Source organism: Mesorhizobium sp. B2-4-12, assembly GCF_006441575.1.
GTDB lineage: Bacteria > Pseudomonadota > Alphaproteobacteria > Rhizobiales > Rhizobiaceae > Mesorhizobium.
In genome coordinates this window covers 1-22,232 of record NZ_VFVC01000045.1, presented here as the reverse complement: position 1 = coordinate 22,232, position 22,232 = coordinate 1, and the positions used below count along the sequence as shown (strand labels likewise).

Genomic DNA, 22,232 nt, shown 5'->3' with positions numbered 1-22,232 from the left:
ATGACCATTCTTGCTCCTTCCCCGCTCGCGGCGAATCCTCAAAACACTGTCATGGAGACGATCATGAAACCCCTGTCATATGCCAGGCGCGGTGCGCGCTGGCTGATGGCGGCCGGTATCGCGGTCGCTCTCGCGCCCGCACTGCCGGCTGTCGCCGCCCAGGGCGTCCAGGCCGCCAGCCCGGATGTCCAGCCGCTGCAGTTCGACAACCCGCGCATCATCAATCCTGAACCCGGACGCGTGGTGCCCTTCTTCACCAAGACGGGCGGTCAACGCAGCTGCGACTACGTCTTCTACACCTTGACCTTCGGTCTGCGCGGCGATCCCCAGAGCTTTGCCAACCCGCGCCTCGCGGCCGCGTTGAAGGCGGCAAAACTCGAATTCAAGGACCAGCTTCCGCATGGCCTCTCGATCGTCGACGTGCAGGTCGCCGGCGATGGCACGGACGCCTCCGGCGGGCCCTTGCCGGGTGCCGTCATCAGCAATTCGGCCGGTCCCAACGATACGGCAACGGTTTCCGATTTCCGGATTTCGGCTTCCGATCTCGATGGCTCGGGCGCGCTGAACGAACGCGTCATCACCTTCAGGATCACGGCCAAGATCGACCATGCGGCGTTCCCCGCGCCAACCGTGGTCGACAATCAGGGCCTGATCAAGGTCACGAACGGAACCGGCCCGGGCACCACCATCCCGTCGCAGGATCCGGGAAAGCCGGATGACGGCAACCTACTGACCGGCGAAAAGACCTCTGTCCGCATCGACGTCACCAAATGCGAACCGCCGCCTCCACCCCCGACCGATCATGAATGCTTCAAGGTCGAGCGCGGCACGGTCGACTGCGTGCCCGGCGGCGGCGCCTTCATCTACCACATGCCGGTCGGCTCCGAGATGGGCGGCAAGTGGATACAGCTTTCGACGACGACGCCAGGCATCGCCATCATCCCCGACACCCAGCAGGTGCCGGCGGGCGGCGGCGTGCTTAACTGGAAGATCGTCGGCGCCTTACCCGGCGAGACCATCCACATCATCGTCACCGGCATCAACACCTATGCCGGGCCGAAGGAGGGCTGGGGGCTCTGCTGCACGCAAACGATCGACATCGTCATTCCGCCCGATCTCAAATGCCCGCCACGGGACAAGGAGCCGGACCTCAAGGTGGAAAAACATGCCGATGTTCCGCGCTGCACGATGGCCGGCGGCTGCGATTTCACCATCCGGGTCACCAATGTCGGCACCGCGCCCTATAACGGCAAGATCGTGCTCGACGAGGTGACGCTGCCGGCCGGCTCGACGCTGAGTTCAGGGCCCAATCCGCCCTGGGTCTGCGTGCCCGGCGCCACTCCGATGACGTGCACCTATCCGGTGACCACGCTCAATCCGGGCGCTTTTGTCGACCTCACGCTCGGCTTCAAGCCGGCCGCGGGCTGGCAAGGCAGCGTCCTGCGCAACTGCGCGGCCTACAACTACGCGGCCAGCGGCAAGCCGCTGTTCGGCAGCCAGGCCAACGACCGCGGCTGCGCTTCTATCCCGATCTGCCGCCGTGGCGATCGTGACCGCGATTGCCAGCCGCCGGTCGAGAAGAAGGTCGACCTGATCCTGAAGAAGCGTGCCCGCTCCGAAATCTGCACCGCCGATGGCGTCTGCAGCTTCGTCATCGACATCATCAACAATGGCTCCGCTACCTATAACGGGCCGCTGACGGTGATCGACAATTACCCCGACGGCGCGCCTACATCCTCGACCTTCGGCCCGAGCCCGCCCTGGACTTGCGGTCCGAATGGTCCTGGCCAGTTCCGCTGCGACAATCCCGGCATCTCGCTGCCTCCAGGCGCCTCGACGCCGATCGTCGTCAAGGCGGTGGTGCCGGCCAGCTACCGGTCGGACATGGTCGAGAACTGCGCCGAAGTTAAGCCTATCCCCGGCGAGGCCGATCTCACCAACAACAAGGCTTGCGCCAAGGAACGCACCCGCCATCCCAACGCTGGCCAGCCTGGCCTGCGCATCACCAAGGTGTGCAGCGGCTCGTTGGCCGGCGCAGCAGTCGTCTCCTGCCGCATCACCGTCACCAATGCCGGCACGGCTGCCCCCACCGGTCCGGTGCGGGTCAACGACGCCGCTACATTGGTATCCGGCGGAGCGCCGGTCCAAATCCAGACCGTCACATCAGACGGCGCGGAATGGGCGTGCGGTCCGGTGCCGGCCAACACGCTGTCGTGCCAGCTTCCCGGTGCCGTCATGACGCCCGGAACCTCCAGGCACTTCGACGTGACGGTTTCGGCCAATGGCGAATTCGAGAACTGCGCGCGCGGCTCCTACGGTCCGGCGCAGGGCGACGACGTCGTCTATCCGATCGGCCAGGCCTGCGCCAAGGGCGGCGGCGCTTCGACCATCCGTGTCGAAAAGACCGGCGACCGCGAGTGCCGGCCCGGCCAGCCCTGCTCGTTCGACATCACCATATCGAACGATGGGACGAGCCCCTTCTCGGGTCCGGTCCGCATCGGCGATGCGATCGGCGTGGAAGGGCTTGGCCGGCTGGAAGGCGTTGCGATCACTTCGATCGACCCGCCCTTCGGCTGCTCGCCCGAACCGGCAACCTTGCCCGCGTCCTGCATAACGAACCTGACGCTCGGCGCCGGCGAAAGCCAGTCGCATCATGTCACCGTGATCATTCCCGATGATGGGCGTCTGGCCACTCTGCAGGGTAACGTCAACGGCCAGAACTGCGTCGGCGTTCTCTCCCCCGACACACGGGTGCAGGGCGGCGGTGACGTGCTGTCCGGCGACCAGGCCAACCTGCAAGGCGATCGCGGCAAAGCCTATGCGTGCCACCCCTTCACCATCGCCCATGAGGTGAAGAACCAGTGCTCGCCAGGCTTTGTCATGAACAATGCCGGCAGGTGCGTCTGCCCCGAAGGCACCACCTTCCGCAACGGCCAGTGCGCCGGCGGCGGCACCAAGCTCCTGCCGCTTCCCGTGCCTCCGCCGCCACGCTGCGTGCTGCTCGAAGGCCAGATCCGCACCGGGGACGGACGCTGCGTCTGTCCGCGCGGCACGGAGCTGGAGAATGCCGTCTGCGTCAAGACAAGCAGGCCGGACTGCACGATACCCGGTTCCGTGCCGGCCTCGGACGGCAATGGCTGCTCCTGCCCCGATGGCACGCATCTCGACAGGAAGGCAAATGCCTGCGTCCGCGACAGGCCGAGGCCTGAGCAATGCACCATCCGTGGCCAGATCCACGACGCCGATGGCGATTGCATCTGTCCGCAAGGAACCGAGGTGCGTAGCGGCGCCTGCCGTCCGGTTCGGCCGAAGCCGCAGCAGTGCCGCATCCCCGGCCAGACACGCAATGCCGATGGCGATTGTGTTTGTCCGCAAGGGACCGAGCTGCGCAACGGAGCCTGCCGCCCCGTTCGGCCGGAGCCCGACCAGTGCACGATCCGTGGTCAGGTCCACGACGCCGACGGCAATTGCGTCTGCCCGCGGGGTACCGAGGTGCAAGGCAATGCCTGCCGGCGCAAGCAGCCGCAACTGGAGCAGTGCGATATACGCGGCCAGGTCCACAACAAGCGCGGCGAGTGTGTCTGCCCGCGCGGGAGCGAGGTGATCAATGGCGCATGCCGCAGGCAGCAGGTGGAATGCGCCCCGGGCTCGCAGATGATCAATGGCCAGTGCCAGCCGATCATCAGGCGGCGTTGCCCGGAAGGCACTATCGGGCGGTATCCGAACTGCCGGCCCATACGTGAGCAGGCTCCCCTGGAGCTCAACCCGGGCCTCCTGCTGCAGCAGGTCCTGCCGAGGCGCGGCCTGCAGACCGACCAGCAACAGGATCCTGCTCCAAACAGGATCCTGAAACTCCAGCAGCAGTAACCGCTGCGCGGCACAGACCAGAAACCCGCCCGAGCAATCTGGCGGGTTTCTTTCGTTATGACCCATGGGGGCGAAAAATGGCTGGAAGACCGCCCTTTGGCCTGTGGCCTGCTGTGCTTGCGCCCTCGACAAGTCACCTGGAGCGCTTTAGGCAGTCGTTTCGGAGCGACCGGATGAAAAGGGCGCCCGGAAAGGCCGCGAGATGAGCAAAAAAACCCTGATCGCACCCTCGGTGCTGGCATCGGATTTCTCCAAGCTCGGTGACGAGGTCGAGGCCGTGGCGGCGGCCGGCGCCGACTGGATCCATCTCGATGTCATGGACGGCCATTTTGTCCCCAACATCACCTTCGGCCCGCCGGTGATCAAGGCGATCCGCAACCGCACCAAGGCCTTCTTCGACTGCCACCTGATGATCGCACCGGCCGATCCCTATCTCGCCGCCTTCGCCGAGGCCGGCTGTGACGGCATGACGGTGCATGCCGAGGCCGGGCCGCATCTCGACCGCTCGTTGCAGACCATCAGGAACCTCGGCAAGAAGGCCGGTGTGTCGCTCAATCCGGCAACGCCGGAAAGTGCTGTCGAATATGTACTCGACCGGCTCGACCTGATCCTGATCATGACTGTCAATCCGGGCTTCGGCGGCCAGGCCTTCATCCCAGGGATCGTCGAGAAGGTGAGACGGGTCAAGGCGCTGATCGGCGATCGACCGATCCGCATCGAGATCGACGGCGGCGTTTCGCCGGAAACGGCTCCCTTGGTCACCGCCGCCGGCGCCGACGTGCTGGTCGCCGGCGCCGCCGTCTTCAAGGGCGGCAGCGTCGAAGCCTATCGCGCCAATATCGAGGCGATCAGGACAGCGGCCGACAAAGCCGCCGGCTGACACGTCACGGGTTGCGCCGTTTCCATTCCGGCAGGCCGGCGAAGGCAATTCCAGGAAAAATGCATGGCGGTTTTCCGTCCGGAATTGCGCGGCAACAAGGCTTCGAACGGGTTGACGCGTTCCGTCAGACGCGGAACCGGCGCCAAGGGCTCGCGCGCGGGGCACGATGGGTCGAGGGCCTGCTGCCGAATCACTGGGCCGGACGGGAGGCCGGATTCGGCTACATTGTCGATGTCCTTTGCGCGCGGCAGAAAAGATGATCGCATGGGCACACAAGCAACAGATGATTCCGCATGCATACTGGTTGCAGAGCCGCACAAATTCGCGTGATCAGCGGCGGTCGGGGGCATATTTCTTCGTTCTTAAGTACAATGGCGCCATCCTCTGCTTGAGCGCCCAGAGGCCGGCGCTATGTGGTACATGTACGGAAGGGGAAATGTTTTTCGGACTCGAATTGCCCAAGACAAGAGTTGGGGGACAGGGAGTCGCTTTTGACATACGGCGCTGCCAATCTGCACGACGACAGCACAGGATCCAAGAGCACGCTTGCCAGCACGGTCTATCATCAACTTCGTGACGATCTTCTCGCCGGCAACCTGGAAACCGAAAGCAAGCTACGGGTCGAGTGGGTTGTTTCCAAATATGGTGCCGGTGCCTCTCCGGTCCGTGAGGCCCTAAATCGCCTTGCCTCCGAAGGGCTGCTCGGCCGCCATGACCAGCGCGGTTTCTTCATCATGCCGATCAGCGCGGCGGAGCTCGAGGAGCTGACGCGCACCCGCTGCTGGCTCGAGGAACGCGCGCTTCGTGAATCCATTGCCCATCGCACCGCCGAATGGGAAGAGCAGCTGGTGCTGGCGCTGCATCGCCTGGGGCGGGCGTCGCGTCTTTCGCCGCAAAATCTCTCCTCGCTCGATCCGGATTGGGAGAAGTTGCACCGAACCTTCCATCGGGTGCTGATCTCGGCCTGCCGGTCGCACTGGCTGGTGAGCTTCTGCGATCAGCTTTCCGATCACGCCTACCGCTATCGGCAAATGGCCAATGGTGGCGAGGGCGTTCAGCGCGACGACTTCGCCGAACACCGGCTGATCGCCGAATGCGCACTGGACGGCAATGCCGACGGTGCCGTTCAGGCCCTGATCGATCACTACCAGCTGACCACGGCCCTGTGCATGGAACGCTTCAAGCAAGCCGGGGATTCAAAGGCCGCCACCCCGACCCAAAGCACCCGACGGTAGCGGCCGGGTTCTTTCGGCGTCTCACTGCTCACCGCCCGCGACCTTTGCCGCGATCCAGTTTGCTGGACCCGCGTTTGCGGTCTTGACGGCATGGCCGGGAAACGCGAACTCTTTGCCGCCGGCGCATGCTTTCCCATGGGGATGCCAGGCGCCATTGCCCTCGCTGCAGGAAGACTTCATGAGCAATCATCTGTTCGATGCGTTCCGGTCCCGGATGCCGGCGCCCGATCGTTTGTTGATGGAAACCGACGATGGGCGATCGCTGACCTATGGCGACATGCTGGCGCGGTCGGCACAGCTCGCGCATGCGCTCCTGCAACTGGATGTCGAGCCCGGCGACCACGTCGCCGTGCAGGTCGAGAAGAGCCCGGAGGCGGTGCTGCTTTATCTCGCCTGTGTGCGCGCCGGAGCGGTCTTCCTGCCGCTCAACACTGCCTACACGCTGACCGAGCTCGGCTATTTCTTCGAGGATGCCGCGCCGCGGGTCATTGTCTGCGATCCGGCGAAATCGGCTGACATAGCGCGCATGGTTGAGCCATCCGGTGCCGTCGTCGTCACGCTCGACCGCAACGGCCAGGGATCGCTGACGGACCAGGCATCGCGGCAATCGACCGATTTCCATGACGTCGAGCGCGGCAAGGACGATCTCGCGGCGATCCTCTACACATCCGGAACGACCGGCCGTTCGAAAGGCGCCATGCTCAGCCACGGGAATCTCGCCTCGAACGCACGGGTGCTGGTCGAGCAATGGCGGTTCACATCAGGCGATGTGCTGATCCACGCGCTGCCGATCTTCCATACCCACGGCCTGTTCGTCGCCACCAACGTCATCCTGATGGCCGGCGCCTCGATGCTGTTCGAACAGAAATTCGATCCGGCCCGCATCGTCTCGCTGCTGCCGCGCGCCACGGCGCTGATGGGCGTGCCGACCTTCTACACCAGGCTGCTGCAGCAGGACCGGCTGGACCGCCAGGCAGCGAAGAATATCCGCCTGTTCGTGTCCGGCTCGGCGCCGTTGCTGGCCGAGACGCACAGGGCCTGGCGCGAGCGCACCGGCCACGCCATCCTCGAGCGTTACGGCATGACCGAGACCAACATGAACACCTCCAACCCTTACGACGGCGAACGGCGCGCCGGCACGGTCGGCTTCCCCTTGCCTGGCATCGCGCTTCGTATAGCCGATCCCGACACCGCCAGGCCGCTTGCCCAGGGCGAGGTCGGCATGATCGAGGTGAAGGGTCCGAACGTGTTTTCCGGCTACTGGCGCATGCCGGAAAAGACCAAGGCGGAATTCCGCGCCGACGGTTTCTTCATCACCGGCGATCTCGGCATGGTCGATGCCGACGGCTATGTCCACATTGTCGGCCGCGGCAAGGACCTGATCATTTCAGGCGGCTACAACATCTACCCGAAGGAACTTGAGAGCGAGATCGACGCGCTCGACGGGGTCGCGGAAAGCGCGGTCATCGGCGTTGCCCATCCCGACTTCGGCGAAGCTGTCACCGCGGTCGTGGTCCGGACGCCGGGGTCGCGGATCACCGGGGCCGAAATCCTTGGCGCCATCGCCGGGCGCCTGGCAAAATACAAGCACCCGAAGCGGGTGATCTTCGTCGACGAATTGCCGCGCAATACGATGGGCAAGGTACAAAAGAATCTTTTACGCGACGCCTATAGGGATCTCTACGCATGCTAGGGAGTGGTTGACGCAATTCTGGACGAAACCCGCCTCACACTTTCCTGGAATTGCTCTCCGACGGCGCCACCTACTTCTGTGGCTTGTGGTTCCGAGCACCGGAACCCCACAAGGCACGCTGGAACAGGCTGCGTTTGCGATTGCGCGGCGCAAGGTCGATGTCGCTGACCAGTTTTGCGCCGTCCTTTCGCCGTTCCAGGGTGATCTTGCGGGTGTGGAAGGCTTCGAGCTCGGCGCGGTGCGCCACGCTGATGATGGTGACATCGGGCAATTCGTGGATCACCGTCTTCATCATCTGGTCCTGGCTCTTTTCGTCCAGCGCCGAGGTCGCCTCGTCCAGCACGACGATATCGGGCCTGTGCAGCAAGAGGCGCGCGAAGGCGACCCGCTGCCTTTCACCGCCAGACAGGGTCTGGTCCCATGGGGCTTCTTCTTCGAGCCGTTCGGCAAGGTAGCCCAGGCCAACCTTGTCGAGGGCGGCCTTGATCTGCTTTGCCGCCCAGTTGTCGGCGGCGGCGGGATAGGCGACCGCGCGGCGCAGCGTACCGGTCGGGATGTAGGGGCGCTGCGGCAGCATGAACAGCCGCCGGTCGGGGTGGAAATTGACGCTGCCGCTGCCCCATGGCCACAGGCCGGCGATCGCCCGCACCAGCGTCGACTTGCCCGAGCCGGATTCGCCGGACACCAGCACCCGCTCGCCCGGTTCGACCACCACTTCGGTTTCTTTGACCACCGAGGTGCCATCGTCGAGCGTCACGCAGAGATTGTCGAGGCTGAGCATCGCATCGCCCTTGGTGTTGCCGTGCTTGATGCGCCCCAATTTATCGTTCTGCTCGGCGCGCTCGAGCCCGTCGAGCGACATCATCAGCGAGGCGATGCGGTGGGCCGAGGCATTCCAGTCGGCAAGTCGCGGGTAGTTGTCGACCAGCCATCCAAAGGCGCCCTGCACGATGGCGAAGGCGGAAGCCGCCTGCATCACCTGCCCGAGCGACATTGAGCCTTCGAGGAATTTTGGCGCGCACAGCAGCACCGGCACGACAGGGGCGAACAGGCTCGAGCCCTGCGAGACCAGTGCGGTGCGCATATGCTGGCCGGTCAGCCGCGCCCATCGCTTCAGCACGCCGGCGAAAGTCTTGTCTATGCCGCTGTTCTCCTCTTCCTCGCCTCCCAGCAAGGCGATGCTCTCGCCGTTCTCGCGCACACGCGTCAGCACATAGCGGAATTCGGCTTCGGCCTGGTTCTTGTCCTCCGAAAGCCGCACGAAATTGCGGCCGATGATGAACATCGAGGTGGAGGTGATCGCTGCGTAAACCACGGCGGTGATGACGAGGAAGCCGGGCACGGTGATGGTCGAGCCGCCGAGCGGAAAACTCAGCGCCCCGCCGATCCTCCACAGCACCACGATGAAGGTCGAGGCTGACAGGAAGGCGGAAGTGACCCCGGCGACGAAATCGACGGGCGACTCGGTTGCGACGCGCAGATCCTCCGACAGGCGGGCCTCGGGGTTCTGGTGGTCGCCCTTGACGAGGTTGAGCTGGTAGTAGCGGCCGTGATCCAGCCAGCGCGCGATGACCGAGGTGGTCAGCCAGGAGCGCCAGCGGCGCTGCATCGTCATGCGCAGGTAGACCTGCGCGACGACAAGGCCGATGCTGCCGGCCACGAGCGGCAGGAAAATGGCGCTGAGAAAGTACACCGTACGGGCCTGGCGCTGCTCGATGGCGTCGAAGATGGCGCGGTTCCAGACATTGATCCCGTATTGGAAGCCGACATTGGTGCCGATCAGGACCAGCAGCCCGATCGTCAGCGGCCAGGCGAGCCTGTCGCCATGCCGTCCCCAATAGCCGCGCCCGCTGATCCAGAAACGCCTTAGCAGGTATTTCTTGCGCGCCTGAGCCGCCTCCTCGGGCGTCAGTTCCGGATCGGGTTCGACGGCATCCGGCGGTGGGGGCGCGGCGACGCCGACAACCTCGGACGCCGCTTCGGCGGTAGGCACCTTCTTGTCACGTGGCTCTTTTTCGCGCGGCTTCTCTTCGCGCGTCTTGTCGTCACGCGGCTTTTGGCGTCGTGGCTTTCCCCGACCCGGCTTCAAGGCGCCGCGCGGTTTGATGCCATCGGCCGGTTCGGATTTGGGTCTCGCCTCGGACATACGCCCGACAACGACCTCGAAATCAAAAGGTTTCATGCCGTTTGTTCGAGATGACAAATCCCGACACCGCCTGTCATTCCCGGTACAGCAGCCCGGCGACATGGTCGGCGATCGCCAGGCTTGCCGTCAGGCCGGGGCTCTCTATGCCGAACAGATTGACGAGCCGGCCCGCGCGATGATCGGACGGTCCCTGCATCACGAAGTCGGCGGCGGGTTGACCGGGGCCCGACAGCTTCGGCCTGATGCCGGCATAGGCCGGCTGCAGCGCACCATCGCCAAGGGCGGGCCAATAGCGCCGGATGGCCTCGTAGAAGACGGCGCTTCGGCCTGGATCGACCGTGTAATCCACATGGTCGATCCACTCGACGTCGGGTCCGAAGCGCGCACTGCCGCCGAGATCGAGGGTCAGATGGACGCCAAGGCCACCTTCGACCGGAACCGGATAGATCAGCCGCGAAAAGGGCGACCGGCCCGGAAGGGCGAAATAATTCCCGCGCGCCAGCCACTGCCGGGGGATGAGATCCCTCGGAAAACCGTCGATCCGGCCGGCCACGGCCTGCGCATCGAGGCCCGCGGCATTGATGAAGGCATCGGCCTTCAAGGCGAAGGTCTCGCCATTGGCATCGCGCGTGTCGATCCGGATCCCATCGGTTTCGATCGTGGCTCCGGCGACAGCGGTCAGGAAGGCGAAGGATGCGCCGGCCGCTTCGGCGTCGCCGCGCAGCGACAGCATCAGCGCGTGGCTGTCGACAATGCCTGTCGATGGCGACAGCAGCGCGCCGGCGCATGTCAGCGCCGGCTCCAGGCTTTCGGCCTCGTCGCGCGTCAAAAACTCGAGATCGTCCACCCCGCAGCGCCGCGCATTGTCCTGGATCGCCCGCAACCCTTCCGTCTGGCTAGGCTCGTTGGCGACGATCAGCTTGCCGGGGCGGGCATGGGCGATGTTGTGCTCGGCGCAGTAGGCGTAGAGCCGCCGGCGTCCTTCGACGCAGAGTCGGGCCTTCAGGCTTCCCGGCGCATAATAAAGCCCGGCATGAATGACTTCGGAATTGCGCGAACTGGTCACGGTGCCGATCGCATCGGCCTGCTCGACCACCACCACCTCGCGGCCCGACAAGGCGAGCGCCCTGGCGATGGCAAGCCCGACCACGCCTGCTCCGGCGACGACACAATCGATTGTCTGCATGGCCTCGCCTTCAGCGGGAAGCGCCGGCCTCGAACACCTTGTCGCCGCCGATCCAGACGCTTCCTATGTTAAGATCGTCCGACAGAGCAACGATATCCGCCGCCGTGCCGTTGGCAAGGCGGCCAAGCCGATGCGACTGGCCGATCGCCTGCGCCGGGTAGAGCGACGCCATGCGCAAGGCTTGCGCGAGCTCGACGCCGACGACGCCGTGCATGAACCGCACGGCCGAGATCATGTCGAGATCCGCGCCCGCCAGCGTCCCGTCGGCGAGCCGCAGGCTGCCGTCCTTGCGGTAGATGGTCCGGCCATTGAGCGTGAACGAGGTCATATCAGTGCCGATCGTCGCCATCGCGTCGGTGACCAGCACGATTCTGCCCGGCCCCTGCTTGGCATCGAGCGCGATCCTGATGGTCGCGGGATGGACATGGATGCCGTCGGCGATCAGCCCGGCGGACAATGTGTCGATGTCGATGGCCGCGCCCGCCAGGCCGGGCTCGCGGTTGCCGATCTGGCTCATCGCGTTGAACAGATGGGTGACCACGCTGGCGCCGGCTTCGGCAAAGGCTTTCGCGGTGGCATAACCGGTGTCGGAATGGCCGAGGCTGACGATGACGCCTGCCCCGGCCAATGCCGTGACGCGGGCCGGGTCGACGGATTCCGGCGCGACCGTGGTGAGCAGCACCGGCAGCTTCTGCCGCGCCGCGATCAGTATTGCCTGATCGGCGTCGGTCATCGGCCGGATCAGCGCCGGATCATGCGCGCCCTTGCGGGCGATCGACAGATGCGGCCCTTCGAGATGCAACCCGAGGAAGCCCGGCACTTTTTGTCGCGCGGCTGCTTCGCCGGCGGCAATCGCGGCGGCGGTGATTGCTGGCGTGTCGGTGATCAGGGTCGGCAGCAGCGCTGTCGTGCCGAACGGCGCGTGCGCCCGGCAGATGGTTTCGATCGAGGCCACATCGGGGTGGTCGTTGAGCATGACGCCACCGCCGCCATTGACCTGGATGTCGACAAAGCCCGGCACCAGCATGCCGCCGCCAGCGTCGATGGTGCGGATATCGGCGGACAGGGCGCCTTGGCGCAGGATGGATTCGACAAGACCGTCGCGCACGACAAGCGCCGCGTCTTCGTGCCAGTCGTCGCCATCGAAAATGCGGGCGCCGGTCAGGGCAAAACGGTCGCTCATACGGTCTCCGTCACCTTGCGAAGGTTGCGCGGCGTGTCCGGATCGAGGCCGCGATGACGGGCGAAAGCCTCGACGAACACGTAGAAGGAGACGATCAGCGTCAGCGGATCGGTCAGCGGGTGACCGGTTGCGACATGCGGCAGGCCCGTGGCGCGCTTGGCAAGCGCGGAGGTGACGAACACCGGCGCGCCCTTGGCCGCCAGGCCATCGGCGGCTTCGGCGATGGACGGCTCGGACGCATCGCGCGCGGCAAGCGCCAGCACCGGAAAGTCGGGACCGATCAGCGCCAGCGGGCCATGCATGACTTCGGCCGCGCTATAGGCCTCGGCGTGCATGCCGCAGGTCTCCTTGAATTTCAGCGCCGCCTCGTTGGCCATTGCCGCGGACGGGCCGCGGCCGAGGATGAACAGCGATTTCTGCTTCTCGATCGTTTCCGCAAGCACCGTCATCCAGTCGCAGGCGATCGCTTCGCGGAAATGGTCTGGCAAGCGGGCAAGCGCCTTGAGAAGCGCTTCGTCGCCGGTGGAATACGCCATCAGACCAAGACCGGCGACGGCGGAATTGACGAAGGTCTTGGTTGCCGCGACGCTGCGCTCGGGCCCCGCCAGTATGTCGATCGCATAGTCCGAGGCGCGCGCCAGCGGCGACTCGGCGGTGTTGGTGACGGCAATGGTCAGCGCGCCGCCGGCCCGCGCGGTTTCGGCCATGGCGACGATATCGGGGCTCTTGCCCGACTGCGAGATCGCCAGGCATGCGGAGCCGCCGAGACGCAGCTTGCGGCCATAGATCGAAGCGATCGAGGGGCCGACCGAGGCGACGGCAAGGCCCGCGGTCAGTTCGACGGCATATTTCATGAAAGTGGCGGCATGGTCGGACGAACCGCGCGCCACGGTGACGACGAACTGCGGGTCGCGTTCCCTGATCCCGCGCCCAGCTTCGGCGAGCACCGCGCCGGAGCCATCGAGCAGGCGGGCGACGGCTTGCGGGATCTCCTCGATTTCGCGCTGCATATGTGTGGGTTTGGAAATCATGGTCGGCCCTCTTCGCTCGGCCCTGTCAGCCGCAGTTCGGCGACGAAATCATAGGCGTCGCCCCGGTAGATGGAGCGGGTGAATTCGATGACCTTGCCGCTCGCCAGATAGGAAATACGCTCAATATGCAGGCCGGCAATACCGGGCGGCACTTCCAGCAGCCGCGCGTCGCCGTCGCCAAGGTTGGCGGCCGAGATGCGCTGCACCGCCCGCACCGGCCGGTTGCCGGTCAATTCCAGTGCCGCATAGAGCGAGGAGCCTATCCCCGCCGGGTCGGGCAGCACGCTGGCCGACAGCGAGGCGCGTTCGATCGCCAGCGGCGTGTCGTTGGCGATGCGCAGGCGCGCCACGCGCGCCACCAATTCGCTCGACGACAGGCCGAGCACCATCATCTCGTCGGGCGAGGGCGCGTAAAGGCCACGGTCGAGCCATGCCGAACGCACGGCCATGCCGCGCCGCGCCATGTCTTCGGTAAAGGAGGTCAGCCGCGACAGCGACTGCTCGACGCGCTCCATGCGCGGCGCCACGAAAGTGCCGGAACCGTGGCGCTGGACCAGGATGCCGCCCTTGACCAGGTCCTGCACCGCTTTGCGCACGGTGACGCGGGAAATGTCTGCCTTGGTGGCGATATCGCGCTCCGAAGGCAGCGCGTCGCCCGGCCCGATCAGGCCGCGGTTGACGGCGTCCTCGATGCTTTTCCTGAGCTGCAGGTAGAGCGGCGCGCCGCTTTGCGACGATTGTTTCAGCGCGGCGAAGATCTGGTCCGCGGCGTCGTTCATCGAGCCGCCTCCGCGTGTCCCGCGAAAAGCCGGGCCGCCATCTGCACCGCACCGCCCAGCGCGTCATCGAGCGGCTCTCTCAGCAGCGCCTTGTAGCGCGCCGACAGGCGCGGCGCGTAGAGCGGCGCCAGCCCGCCAAGCAGGCAGAGCGGCGCGTCGTCCGAAAGGCCGAGCGCGCCGAGCGAAGCCTCGACATCGCCGACCGCCTTGTCGACGATCCAGTTGGCGACGGCGTCGCCTTTCTCGGCGTGCTCGAACACCTTGGGCGCGAAGCCGCCGAAATCGCCCGGCTTGGCATTGGTTGTGAATTCGACGACGTCTTCGGGATTGTCGCGGAAGATGGCCATCATGGCGTCGGTCAGCGGCGAACGCGCGCGCACCCCGTCATGGGCCAGCAGCGTCTGTTCCAGGAGGTCGCGGCCGATGCGGGCGCCGCTGCCCTGGTCGCCGACCTGGAAGCCCCAGCCGCCGACGGCGCGCGATCTGCCGTTCCTGCGCGCCATGTAGGCGGTGCCGGTGCCGAGGATCGCCATCGCGCCGTCGCCAGAACCGACAGCGCCTTCCAGCGCGATCTCCGCGTCGGTCTCGACGCGGTTGGTGCTGAACGGCAGGATCGCTTCGAGCTGTTGCCGGTAGGTGCCGACATTGGCGCCGGCAAGACCGAGAATGGCTGGCGTCTGAGGGATCAGGTCCGGATTCTGGCCGGCGGCGATGAATGCCTGCCGCGCGGCCTCGACGATGTTCGAACGGGCGCCGGTGAGGTCGGTGCGGATGTTGGCGGCGCCGCTTTTGGCGCGGCCGACGACGGTGCCGTCCGCCGTTGCAAGGGCGGCCCTGCAGCTGGTGCCGCCGCCATCGATACCGAGCACGAAATTCACGCGATTTCTCCTCCGGGCGGATAATACCAATAAAATACCAATAGCCAAGGATTAATTTCCGTTTCAAAAAGATTAAGGCGTATCTCGTTGAAAAACCCACGTATTTCGCCGGCTCATCGAATTCCTGGCCGCGAAGCCACTAATGCATGTGGACAAGTGGTATTTTTTTGGTATTGTTTCTCCCATTGGAGGAGCAGGGATGGCCGAAACGCGCACCGAGGCGCTGCACAGGAATGCCGAGGGACTGGATATCCAGGCCCCCGAAGCCATCCTTGTTTCGCTGGCGGATGCGCAGGTCGAAGCCGCGAAGGCCGTCCGCAACGCCATTCCCGCCATCGCCAAGGCGGCCGAGATCATCGCTGGCCGGTTGAGCGGCGGCGGCAAGCTCGCTTATGCCGCGGCCGGCAGTTCGGGCCTGATGGCGCTGGCCGACGCACTGGAACTGCCCGGCACCTTCGGCATTCAGCGCGACCGCATCGCCATCCTGGTGGCCGGCGGCGAAGAGGCTTTCAGGACGCTGGCCGGCGGGCCCGAGGATGATACCGAGGAGGCCGCGACGGCCGTCGCCAATGCCGGCATCGGCACGGGTGACTGCCTGATCGCCCTTTCCGCCAGCGGCGCGACGCCCTACGCGGTGCGGGCCATCGAGGAAGCCGCCCGCCGGGGTGCGGCGACCATCGGCATCGCCAACAACAGGGATTCAGCCCTGCTTCGCCAGGCCGAAACCGCCATCCTGCTCGAAACGCCGCCTGAGGTGATCGCCGGCTCGACGCGCATGGGTGCTGGCACCGCGCAGAAGATCGCGCTCAACATGCTGTCGACCTTGACCGCCGTCCATCTCGGCCACGTCCATGACGGTTACATGGTCAATCTCACGGCCGACAACATCAAGCTGCGCGACCGCGCCACGCGCATCGTCGCCGCGGTCAGCGGGCGCGACAGGGACGAAGCGGCCCGGCTGCTCGAAAGGAGCGGCGGCGCCGTCAAGACAGCCATTCTGCTCGCCGCCGGTGCCGACAGCGCCGACGCAGCGCAGAAGATACTGGAGGGGACCGGCCAGAAGCTGCGGCCAGCCCTTTCCGCGATCGAGGGGAACAAGGGCTCCAAAGCCTAGGTTCTCATCAAAACCGAACCTGAAAAAGGTCAACAGGGAGACTGAGCATGACAACGAAACTATTGACGGCACTGCTTCTGGGCACCAGCATTATCGGCTCGGCCGGGTTGGCTCACGCCGAGGACGTAACGCTCAACATCGAAAGCTGGCGCGGCGACGATCTGTCCATCTGGAAGGACAAGCTGATCCCGGCCTTCGAAGCCAAGAACCCCGGCATCAAGGTGGTGTTCGCGCCATCGGCGCCGACAGAATATGACGCCGCCCTCGGCGCCAAGCTCGCCGCCGGCTCGGCGGGCGACCTGATCACCTGCCGCCCGTTCGACAAGTCGCTCGAACTGTTCAAGAAGGGCAATCTCGCCGACCTGTCCTCGTTGCCCGGCATGGACAATTTCTCCCCCGTCGCCAAGTCCGCCTGGCAGACGGATGACGGCAAGTCGAGCTTCTGCGTACCGATGGCATCCGTGATCCACGGCTTCATCTACAACAAGGACGCCTTCGACAAGCTCGGCATCAAGGTGCCGACGACCCGTGACGAGTTCTTCGCCGCGCTCGACAAGATCAAGGCCGACGGCACCTACATCCCGATGGCGATGGGCACCAAGGACCTCTGGGAAGCCGCGACCATGGGCTATCAGAATATCGGCCCCAACTACTGGAAGGGCGAGGAGGGCCGCGCGGCGCTCATCAAGGGCACGCAGAAGCTGACCGACAAGGACTGGGTCGCGCCCTATGAGGAACTGGCCAAGTGGAAGCCGTATCTGGGCGACGGCTTCGAGGCGCAGACCTATCCGGACAGCCAGAACCTGTTCACGCTCGGCCGCGCCGCCATCTACCCGGCCGGCTCGTGGGAGATCGGCCTGTTCAACACCCAGGCCCAGTTCAAGATGGGCGCCTTCCCGCCGCCGGTCGAGAAGGCTGGCGACACCTGCTACATCTCGGACCACACCGATATCGGCATGGGCCTGAATGCGGCATCCAAGCACGCGGACGCGGCCAAGACCTTCCTGTCCTGGGTGGCCTCGCCGGATTTCGCCACCATCTACGCCAACTCGCTGCCGGGCTTCTTCAGCCTGAACTCCTCGCCGGTGAAGATGCAGGATCCGCTGGCGCAGGAATTCGTCTCCTGGCGCGGCAAGTGCAAGTCGACCATCCGCTCGACCTACCAGATCCTGTCGCGCGGCACGCCGAACCTCGAGAACGAGACCTGGGTTGAATCGGCCAACGTCATCAACGGCACCGATACGCCCGAAGCCGCGGCCAAGAAGCTGCAGACCGGCCTCGACAGCTGGTATCATCCAGCGAAGTAAGAGCTCAGGCACGGAGCAGGGTCGTTCCAACTGGGCGGCCCTGCCTCTTCCGATAGCATCGACCACGAACGACGGCGCCGCCCCTCATCCGCCTGCCGGCACCTTCTCCCCGTATAGTGACGGGGAGAAGGGACGAGCCGCAGCGCTGGCGACCCCCTCTCCCGTCCTTTACGGGGAGAGGGTAAGGGTGAGGGGCAGCGCTGCCGTCGAACGTATTGCCTAGAGCAATTCCAGGAAAAGTGCGTAGCAGTTTTCCGTCCGGGATTGCGTAAGAACAAAAGAGTTAGAGCGGGTCGACGATTCTATCGAACGCCGAACCGCTCTAGACCTTGATCGGCGGGGACCGAACTCATGGCCGCGGAAATACGACCCAAAAGACCGTTTCGCTGGCACATCGCCGTCTTCCTGGCGCCGGCCGTGCTCGTCTATACGGCGATCATGATCCTGCCGCTCGCCGGCACGCTGCAGCTGTCGCTGTTCCGTAATATCGAGCAGCACCAGGTCTTCGTCGGACTGGACAATTTCCGCACGCTGTTCGGCGACCCCAACTGGTCGGTCAATTTCTGGAACGCGCTGAGGAACAATGTCTGGTTCTTCATCATCCACATGCTGGTGCAGAACCCGATCGGCGTGCTGCTGGCCGCGCTCCTGTCCAGCCCAAGGCTCAGGTTCTCGGCCTTCTACCGCACGGCGATCTTCGTGCCGACAATCCTGTCCTTCGTCATTGTCGGCTTTGCCTGGAAGCTCATTCTGTCGCCGCTCTGGGGTGTGGCGCCGCATCTCATGGATTTCGTCGGGCTGAAAAGCCTGTTCACACCCTGGCTCGGCAAGGAGCAATACGCGCTGACCGCGCTCAGCCTGGTTTCGGTGTGGCAGTTCATCGGCATCCCCATGATGCTGATCTACGCCGCCCTGCTGTCGATCCCCGACGAGGTGCTCGAGGCCGCCGAATGCGATGGGATCACCGGTATGTCGCAGTTCTGGAAGATCAAGCTGCCGCTGATCCTGCCGTCCATCGGCATCATCTCTATTCTGACCTTCGTCGGCAATTTCAACGCCTTCGACCTGATCTACACCGCGCAAGGGGCGTTAGCCGGACCGAACTATTCGACCGATATTCTCGGCACCTTCCTCTACCGCGCCTTTTTCGGCTTCCAGCTGCAGGTCGGCGATCCCAACATGGGCGCGACAATCGCCACCATCATGTTCCTGATCATCCTCGGCGGTGTCTGCGTCTATCTGTTCCTCATCCAGACGCGCCTGCGTCGCTACCAGTTCTGAGGGATGGATATGTCGAGCCAAGGCACCCCCCTCTGGCCTGCCGGCCATCTCCCCCTCAAGGGGAGAGATTGGACGTCATCGCCGGTTTCGCAAATTTTCAGCGTTGCAAAAAAGGCAGCGACATCGACGCTGCTGATCTCCCCCCCTGAGGGGGAGATGTCCGGCAGGACAGAGGGGGGTGCCTTGGCGCCGTTCCTTGCAATTGCGGCTCGTCAGGAGGCCGTCCAATGAGCATCGCCACCCGTTCGCTGCCCCGCACCATCGGCGCCCATGCGATCCTGTTGACCTACACGGCGATCGCGTTGTTTCCGGTGATCCTGGTCATCATGAATTCGTTCAAGTCGCGCGCCGGCATCTTCGGCGCGCCGCTGACGCCGCCGACGCCGAAAACCTTCGACCTGATCGGCTACACCACGGTGATCGGCCAGGGCGATTTCATCCACTATTTCCAGAACAGCTTCGTCGTCACCGTCGGCTCGCTGTTCTTCGTGCTGCTGTTCGGCGCCATGGCCGCGTTTGCGCTGTCGGAATACCGCTTTCGCGGCAACACGCTGATGGGACTCTACCTGGCGCTGGGCATCATGATCCCGATCCGCCTTGCCACCGTCGCCATTCTGCAATTGATGGTGGCGAGCGGACTGGTCAACACGCTGACGGCGCTGATCCTGGTCTATACCGCGCAAGGGTTGCCGCTGGCGGTCTTCATCCTGTCGGAATTCATGAAGCAGGTGTCGGACGATCTGAAGAATGCCGGCCGCATCGACGGGCTGTCGGAATACACCATCTTCTTTCGCCTGGTGGTGCCGCTGGTGCGGCCATCGATGGCGACCGTCGCCGTCTTCACCATGATCCCGATCTGGAACGATCTGTGGTTTCCCCTGATCCTGGCGCCATCGGAAGAGACCAAGACGGTCACGCTCGGCGCCCAGCTTTTCCTCGGCCAGTTCGTCACCAACTGGAACGCCATCCTGGCCGCGCTGTCGCTGGCGATCCTGCCGGTGCTGGTCCTCTACGTCATCTTCTCGCGGCAGCTGATCCGCGGCATTACGTCGGGGGCGGTCAAGTGAGCGGGGACCGCCAGTTGTCCGTACGGCTGCGCTTCACCCCACCCGGCGCTGCGCGCCGACCTCCCCATCAAGGAGAGGTAGAAGGTCGTCGCTTCATTCTCGGCCGCCTGGGCTCTCATTTCCGAGTTGCTTCTTCGGCAGGGATTTTCACGCCGACGCCCTACCTCTCCTTGATGGGGAGGTCGGCGCGCAGCGCCGGGTGGGGTGACACCCTATCAAGAAAACATGGAATGTCTGGAGCAGTCAGGTGAGCGATAAACCACCCCTTCGCGTTGTCGTCGCCGGCCTCGGCAATATGGGCCGCAGCCACGCATTCGCCTACCACACCAATCCCGGCTTTGAGATCGCGGCGCTGATCAACCGCTCCGACGTGCCGCTGCCGGACGGGCTGTCGGGCTATGGCATTAGGCGGTCCTTCGATGACGTGTTGCGTGACGAGAAGCCTGACGTCGCCTGCATCGCCACCTATTCGGACAGCCATGCCGACTATGCGGTGAAGGCGTTCGAGGCCGGCTGCCATGTCTTCGTCGAAAAGCCGCTGGCAACGACGGTGGCCGACGCCGAGCGCGTCGTCGCGGCGGCCAAGGCCAACGGCAAAAAACTGGTGATCGGCTACATCCTGCGCCATCACCCCTCCTGGATCAGGCTGATCGCCGAAGCGCGCAAGCTCGGCGGCCCTTACGTCTTCCGCATGAACCTCAACCAGCAATCCTCAGGCGCCACCTGGGAGACGCACAAGCAATTGATGCAGACGACCTCGCCGATCGTCGACTGCGGCGTCCACTATCTCGACGTGATGCTGCAGATCACCGACGCGAAACCGGTCGAGGTGCGCGGCATGGGCGTGCGGCTGACGCAAGAGGTCGCGCCGTCGATGTACAATTACGGCCATCTGCAGGTGCTGTTCGACGACGGGTCCGTCGGCTGGTACGAAGCCGGCTGGGGTCCGATGATTTCGGAAACGGCCTTCTTCGTGAAGGATGTCATCTCGCCGAACGGCTGCGTCTCGATCGTCATGAAGGAGGGCGTGAAGTCCGACGACATAGACACTCACACCAAGACCTCCACCATACGCCTGCACAGCGCGGCGATCGGCGCGGACGGTAAATTCGCCAGGCCGGACGAGATGTTGTCGATGGCGGGCGAGCCCGGTCATCAGGATCTCTGCGATCTCGAACAGGCCTTCGTGTTGAAGGCGATCCGCGAAGATTTGGACCTGACCCGCCATATGGACGACGCGGTCAAGTCGCTCGCCGTCTGCCTTGCCGCCGACGAGAGCGTGCGCAGCGGGAAGGCGGTGCGTCTGTGACAAGGGAGTTATCGGCAGGGGTCGCCCTCTACGGCGCCTTGGCGCCTGCTTACGAATTTGGAGGATCGCCGTGGGCTCGCTGAAGATCGAGAATGTGAAGAAGGCCTTCGGGCCGGTCGAGGTGCTGAAAGGCATCGATCTGGAAGTGACGGACGGCGAATTCGTCGTCTTCGTCGGTCCCTCCGGCTGCGGCAAGTCGACCTTGCTACGGGTCATTGCAGGCCTGGAGGATTCGACCTCGGGCCGCGTGCTGATCGATGGCGAGGACGTCTCCGTCACGCCGCCAGCGAAACGCGGCATCGCCATGGTGTTCCAGACCTATGCGCTCTATCCGCATCTGACGGTGAAGAACAATATGGGCCTTGGGCTCAAGCAGGCGAGCACGCCGGCCGCCGAGATCGACCGCCGCATCGGCATCGCCTCCTCCATGTTGTCGCTGGAACCGTATCTCGAAAGGCGGCCGGCCGAACTGTCCGGCGGCCAGCGCCAGCGTGTCGCCATCGGCCGCGCCGTGGTGCGCGAGCCCAAGCTGTTCCTGTTCGATGAGCCCTTGTCGAACCTCGACGCGGCCCTGCGCGTCAACACCCGGCTGGAAATTGCGCAGCTGCACCGCCGGCTGAAGGCGACGATGATCTACGTCACCCACGATCAGGTCGAAGCAATGACGCTGGCCGACAAGATCGTGGTGCTCAATGCGGGCCGGATCGAGCAGATCGGTGGCCCGATGGAGCTCTACAATTCGCCGGCAAACGAGTTCGTCGCCGGCTTCATCGGCTCACCGAAGATGAACTTCATCGACGGCGCCCGCCTTGGCGAGACGGCCAAGACCATCGGCGTGCGGCCGGAACATCTGACGGTCGATCCGAAATCAGGCGCCTGGAAGGGAACGGTTGTGCACGCCGAGCATCTCGGCGCCGACACCAATCTTTATCTCGATTGCGAAAAGGCCGGCCTGATCACCGTGCGGATATTCGGTGTCTACGACGCCGAACCGGGCGCCACCCTCTATGCGACGCCGGATCCGGCCAAGACCTATCGGTTTGGAGCGGATGGGAAGACAATCAAGCAATAACTGGAGAGGCCGGCGCTGCCCCTCATCCGCCTGCCGGCACCTTCTCCCCGTATAGTGACGGGGAGAAGGAATGGCCGCAACGCTGGCGTCCCCCTCTCCCCGTTCTTCACGGGGAGAGGGTAAGGGTGTGTCCGAACCGGATAGATAGGTAACAGGATGGACCGATTGCATGGGTAACGGTTTTCTTGTCCGCCGGGAGGACCG

Annotated in this window: 16 protein-coding genes; 10 read left to right on the top strand and 6 right to left on the bottom strand. The window is 64.7% G+C overall.

The genetic code is table 11. The features are described from left to right. The 4 genes from FJ934_RS22550 to FJ934_RS22535 all read left to right on the top strand — a co-directional run bounded on the left by FJ934_RS22550 (position 1) and on the right by FJ934_RS22535 (position 7,675). Entirely contained in the window at positions 1 to 3,867 is a 3,867-nt protein-coding gene (locus tag FJ934_RS22550) for a hypothetical protein (RefSeq protein ID WP_140612579.1), read from the top strand. Positions 3,868 to 4,069: 202 nt separating this feature from the next. Beyond that, complete coding sequence (rpe, locus tag FJ934_RS22545; RefSeq protein WP_140612577.1) at positions 4,070 to 4,747, top strand: ribulose-phosphate 3-epimerase; 678 nt, start codon at positions 4,070 to 4,072, stop codon at positions 4,745 to 4,747. Between the two features lie 491 nt (positions 4,748 to 5,238). Beyond that, a complete protein-coding gene (locus FJ934_RS22540) occupies positions 5,239 to 5,982 on the top strand; it encodes a GntR family transcriptional regulator (protein ID WP_140612575.1) in 744 nt (247 codons plus the stop codon). Between the two features lie 178 nt (positions 5,983 to 6,160). Then, a complete protein-coding gene (locus tag FJ934_RS22535) occupies positions 6,161 to 7,675 on the top strand; it encodes a malonyl-CoA synthase (RefSeq protein ID WP_140612573.1) in 1,515 nt (504 codons plus the stop codon). A gap of 70 nt (positions 7,676 to 7,745) precedes the next feature. On the opposite strand, the gene FJ934_RS22530 is transcribed toward FJ934_RS22535, so the two are convergent. The 6 genes from FJ934_RS22530 to FJ934_RS22505 all read right to left on the bottom strand — a co-directional run bounded on the left by FJ934_RS22530 (position 7,746) and on the right by FJ934_RS22505 (position 14,878). Beyond that, entirely contained in the window at positions 7,746 to 9,821 is a 2,076-nt protein-coding gene (locus FJ934_RS22530) for an ABC transporter ATP-binding protein/permease (protein WP_140612628.1), read from the bottom strand. A 73-nt stretch (positions 9,822 to 9,894) separates the two neighbouring features. Further along, positions 9,895 to 11,007: an NAD(P)/FAD-dependent oxidoreductase gene (locus tag FJ934_RS22525; RefSeq protein WP_140612571.1), complete on the bottom strand. Its 1,113-nt coding sequence runs from the start codon at positions 11,005 to 11,007 to the stop codon at positions 9,895 to 9,897. Positions 11,008 to 11,017: 10 nt separating this feature from the next. Beyond that, on the bottom strand, positions 11,018 to 12,190 hold the full coding sequence (nagA, locus tag FJ934_RS22520; protein ID WP_140612569.1) for an N-acetylglucosamine-6-phosphate deacetylase: 1,173 nt from the start codon (positions 12,188 to 12,190) through the stop codon (positions 11,018 to 11,020). After that, positions 12,187 to 13,221 (bottom strand): SIS domain-containing protein, encoded by a 1,035-nt coding sequence (locus FJ934_RS22515; protein ID WP_140612567.1) that lies wholly within the window; start codon positions 13,219 to 13,221, stop codon positions 12,187 to 12,189. Before FJ934_RS22515 ends, nagA begins: the two co-directional genes overlap by 4 nt. Beyond that, positions 13,218 to 14,000, bottom strand: a complete 783-nt coding sequence (locus FJ934_RS22510) for a GntR family transcriptional regulator (protein ID WP_140612565.1) — start codon at positions 13,998 to 14,000, stop codon at positions 13,218 to 13,220. Before FJ934_RS22510 ends, FJ934_RS22515 begins: the two co-directional genes overlap by 4 nt. Then, the gene (locus tag FJ934_RS22505) at positions 13,997 to 14,878 is read right to left on the bottom strand and encodes an N-acetylglucosamine kinase (protein WP_140612563.1); all 882 of its coding nucleotides are present in this window, start codon (positions 14,876 to 14,878) and stop codon (positions 13,997 to 13,999) included. Before FJ934_RS22505 ends, FJ934_RS22510 begins: the two co-directional genes overlap by 4 nt. A 199-nt stretch (positions 14,879 to 15,077) precedes the next feature. Here FJ934_RS22505 and FJ934_RS22500 point away from each other — a divergent pair, with 199 nt between their 5' ends. The 6 genes from FJ934_RS22500 (at position 15,078) to FJ934_RS22465 (ending at position 22,028) form a co-directional block, all read left to right on the top strand. Beyond that, a complete protein-coding gene (locus FJ934_RS22500) occupies positions 15,078 to 15,992 on the top strand; it encodes an N-acetylmuramic acid 6-phosphate etherase (protein WP_140612561.1) in 915 nt (304 codons plus the stop codon). A 47-nt stretch (positions 15,993 to 16,039) separates the two neighbouring features. Continuing rightward, entirely contained in the window at positions 16,040 to 17,299 is a 1,260-nt protein-coding gene (locus tag FJ934_RS22495) for an ABC transporter substrate-binding protein (RefSeq protein WP_140612559.1), read from the top strand. A gap of 351 nt (positions 17,300 to 17,650) precedes the next feature. After that, positions 17,651 to 18,580, top strand: a complete 930-nt coding sequence (locus FJ934_RS22485) for a sugar ABC transporter permease (protein WP_140612555.1) — start codon at positions 17,651 to 17,653, stop codon at positions 18,578 to 18,580. Between the two features lie 227 nt (positions 18,581 to 18,807). Beyond that, the gene (locus FJ934_RS22475; RefSeq protein WP_140612552.1) at positions 18,808 to 19,647 is read left to right on the top strand and encodes a carbohydrate ABC transporter permease; all 840 of its coding nucleotides are present in this window, start codon (positions 18,808 to 18,810) and stop codon (positions 19,645 to 19,647) included. Between the two features lie 247 nt (positions 19,648 to 19,894). After that, positions 19,895 to 20,956 (top strand): Gfo/Idh/MocA family oxidoreductase, encoded by a 1,062-nt coding sequence (locus FJ934_RS22470; RefSeq protein ID WP_140612550.1) that lies wholly within the window; start codon positions 19,895 to 19,897, stop codon positions 20,954 to 20,956. A gap of 70 nt (positions 20,957 to 21,026) precedes the next feature. Then, positions 21,027 to 22,028: an ABC transporter ATP-binding protein gene (locus tag FJ934_RS22465; protein ID WP_140612548.1), complete on the top strand. Its 1,002-nt coding sequence runs from the start codon at positions 21,027 to 21,029 to the stop codon at positions 22,026 to 22,028. Positions 22,029 to 22,232 lie beyond the last annotated feature (204 nt).

Excerpts from the sequence above, each read along its gene's own strand:
- FJ934_RS22550 (WP_140612579.1), top strand. The coding sequence starts at position 1 with ATGACCATTCTTGCTCCTTCCCCGCTCGCGGCGAATCCTCAAAACACT.
- rpe (WP_140612577.1), top strand. The coding sequence starts at position 4,070 with ATGAGCAAAAAAACCCTGATCGCACCCTCGGTGCTGGCATCGGATTTC.
- FJ934_RS22535 (WP_140612573.1), top strand. The coding sequence starts at position 6,161 with ATGAGCAATCATCTGTTCGATGCGTTCCGGTCCCGGATGCCGGCGCCC.
- FJ934_RS22530 (WP_140612628.1), bottom strand. The coding sequence starts at position 9,821 with ATGTCCGAGGCGAGACCCAAATCCGAACCGGCCGATGGCATCAAACCG.
- FJ934_RS22525 (WP_140612571.1), bottom strand. The coding sequence starts at position 11,007 with ATGCAGACAATCGATTGTGTCGTCGCCGGAGCAGGCGTGGTCGGGCTT.
- nagA (WP_140612569.1), bottom strand. The coding sequence starts at position 12,190 with ATGAGCGACCGTTTTGCCCTGACCGGCGCCCGCATTTTCGATGGCGAC.
- FJ934_RS22515 (WP_140612567.1), bottom strand. The coding sequence starts at position 13,221 with ATGATTTCCAAACCCACACATATGCAGCGCGAAATCGAGGAGATCCCG.
- FJ934_RS22510 (WP_140612565.1), bottom strand. The coding sequence starts at position 14,000 with ATGAACGACGCCGCGGACCAGATCTTCGCCGCGCTGAAACAATCGTCG.
- FJ934_RS22500 (WP_140612561.1), top strand. The coding sequence starts at position 15,078 with ATGGCCGAAACGCGCACCGAGGCGCTGCACAGGAATGCCGAGGGACTG.
- FJ934_RS22495 (WP_140612559.1), top strand. The coding sequence starts at position 16,040 with ATGACAACGAAACTATTGACGGCACTGCTTCTGGGCACCAGCATTATC.
- FJ934_RS22485 (WP_140612555.1), top strand. The coding sequence starts at position 17,651 with ATGGCCGCGGAAATACGACCCAAAAGACCGTTTCGCTGGCACATCGCC.
- FJ934_RS22475 (WP_140612552.1), top strand. The coding sequence starts at position 18,808 with ATGAGCATCGCCACCCGTTCGCTGCCCCGCACCATCGGCGCCCATGCG.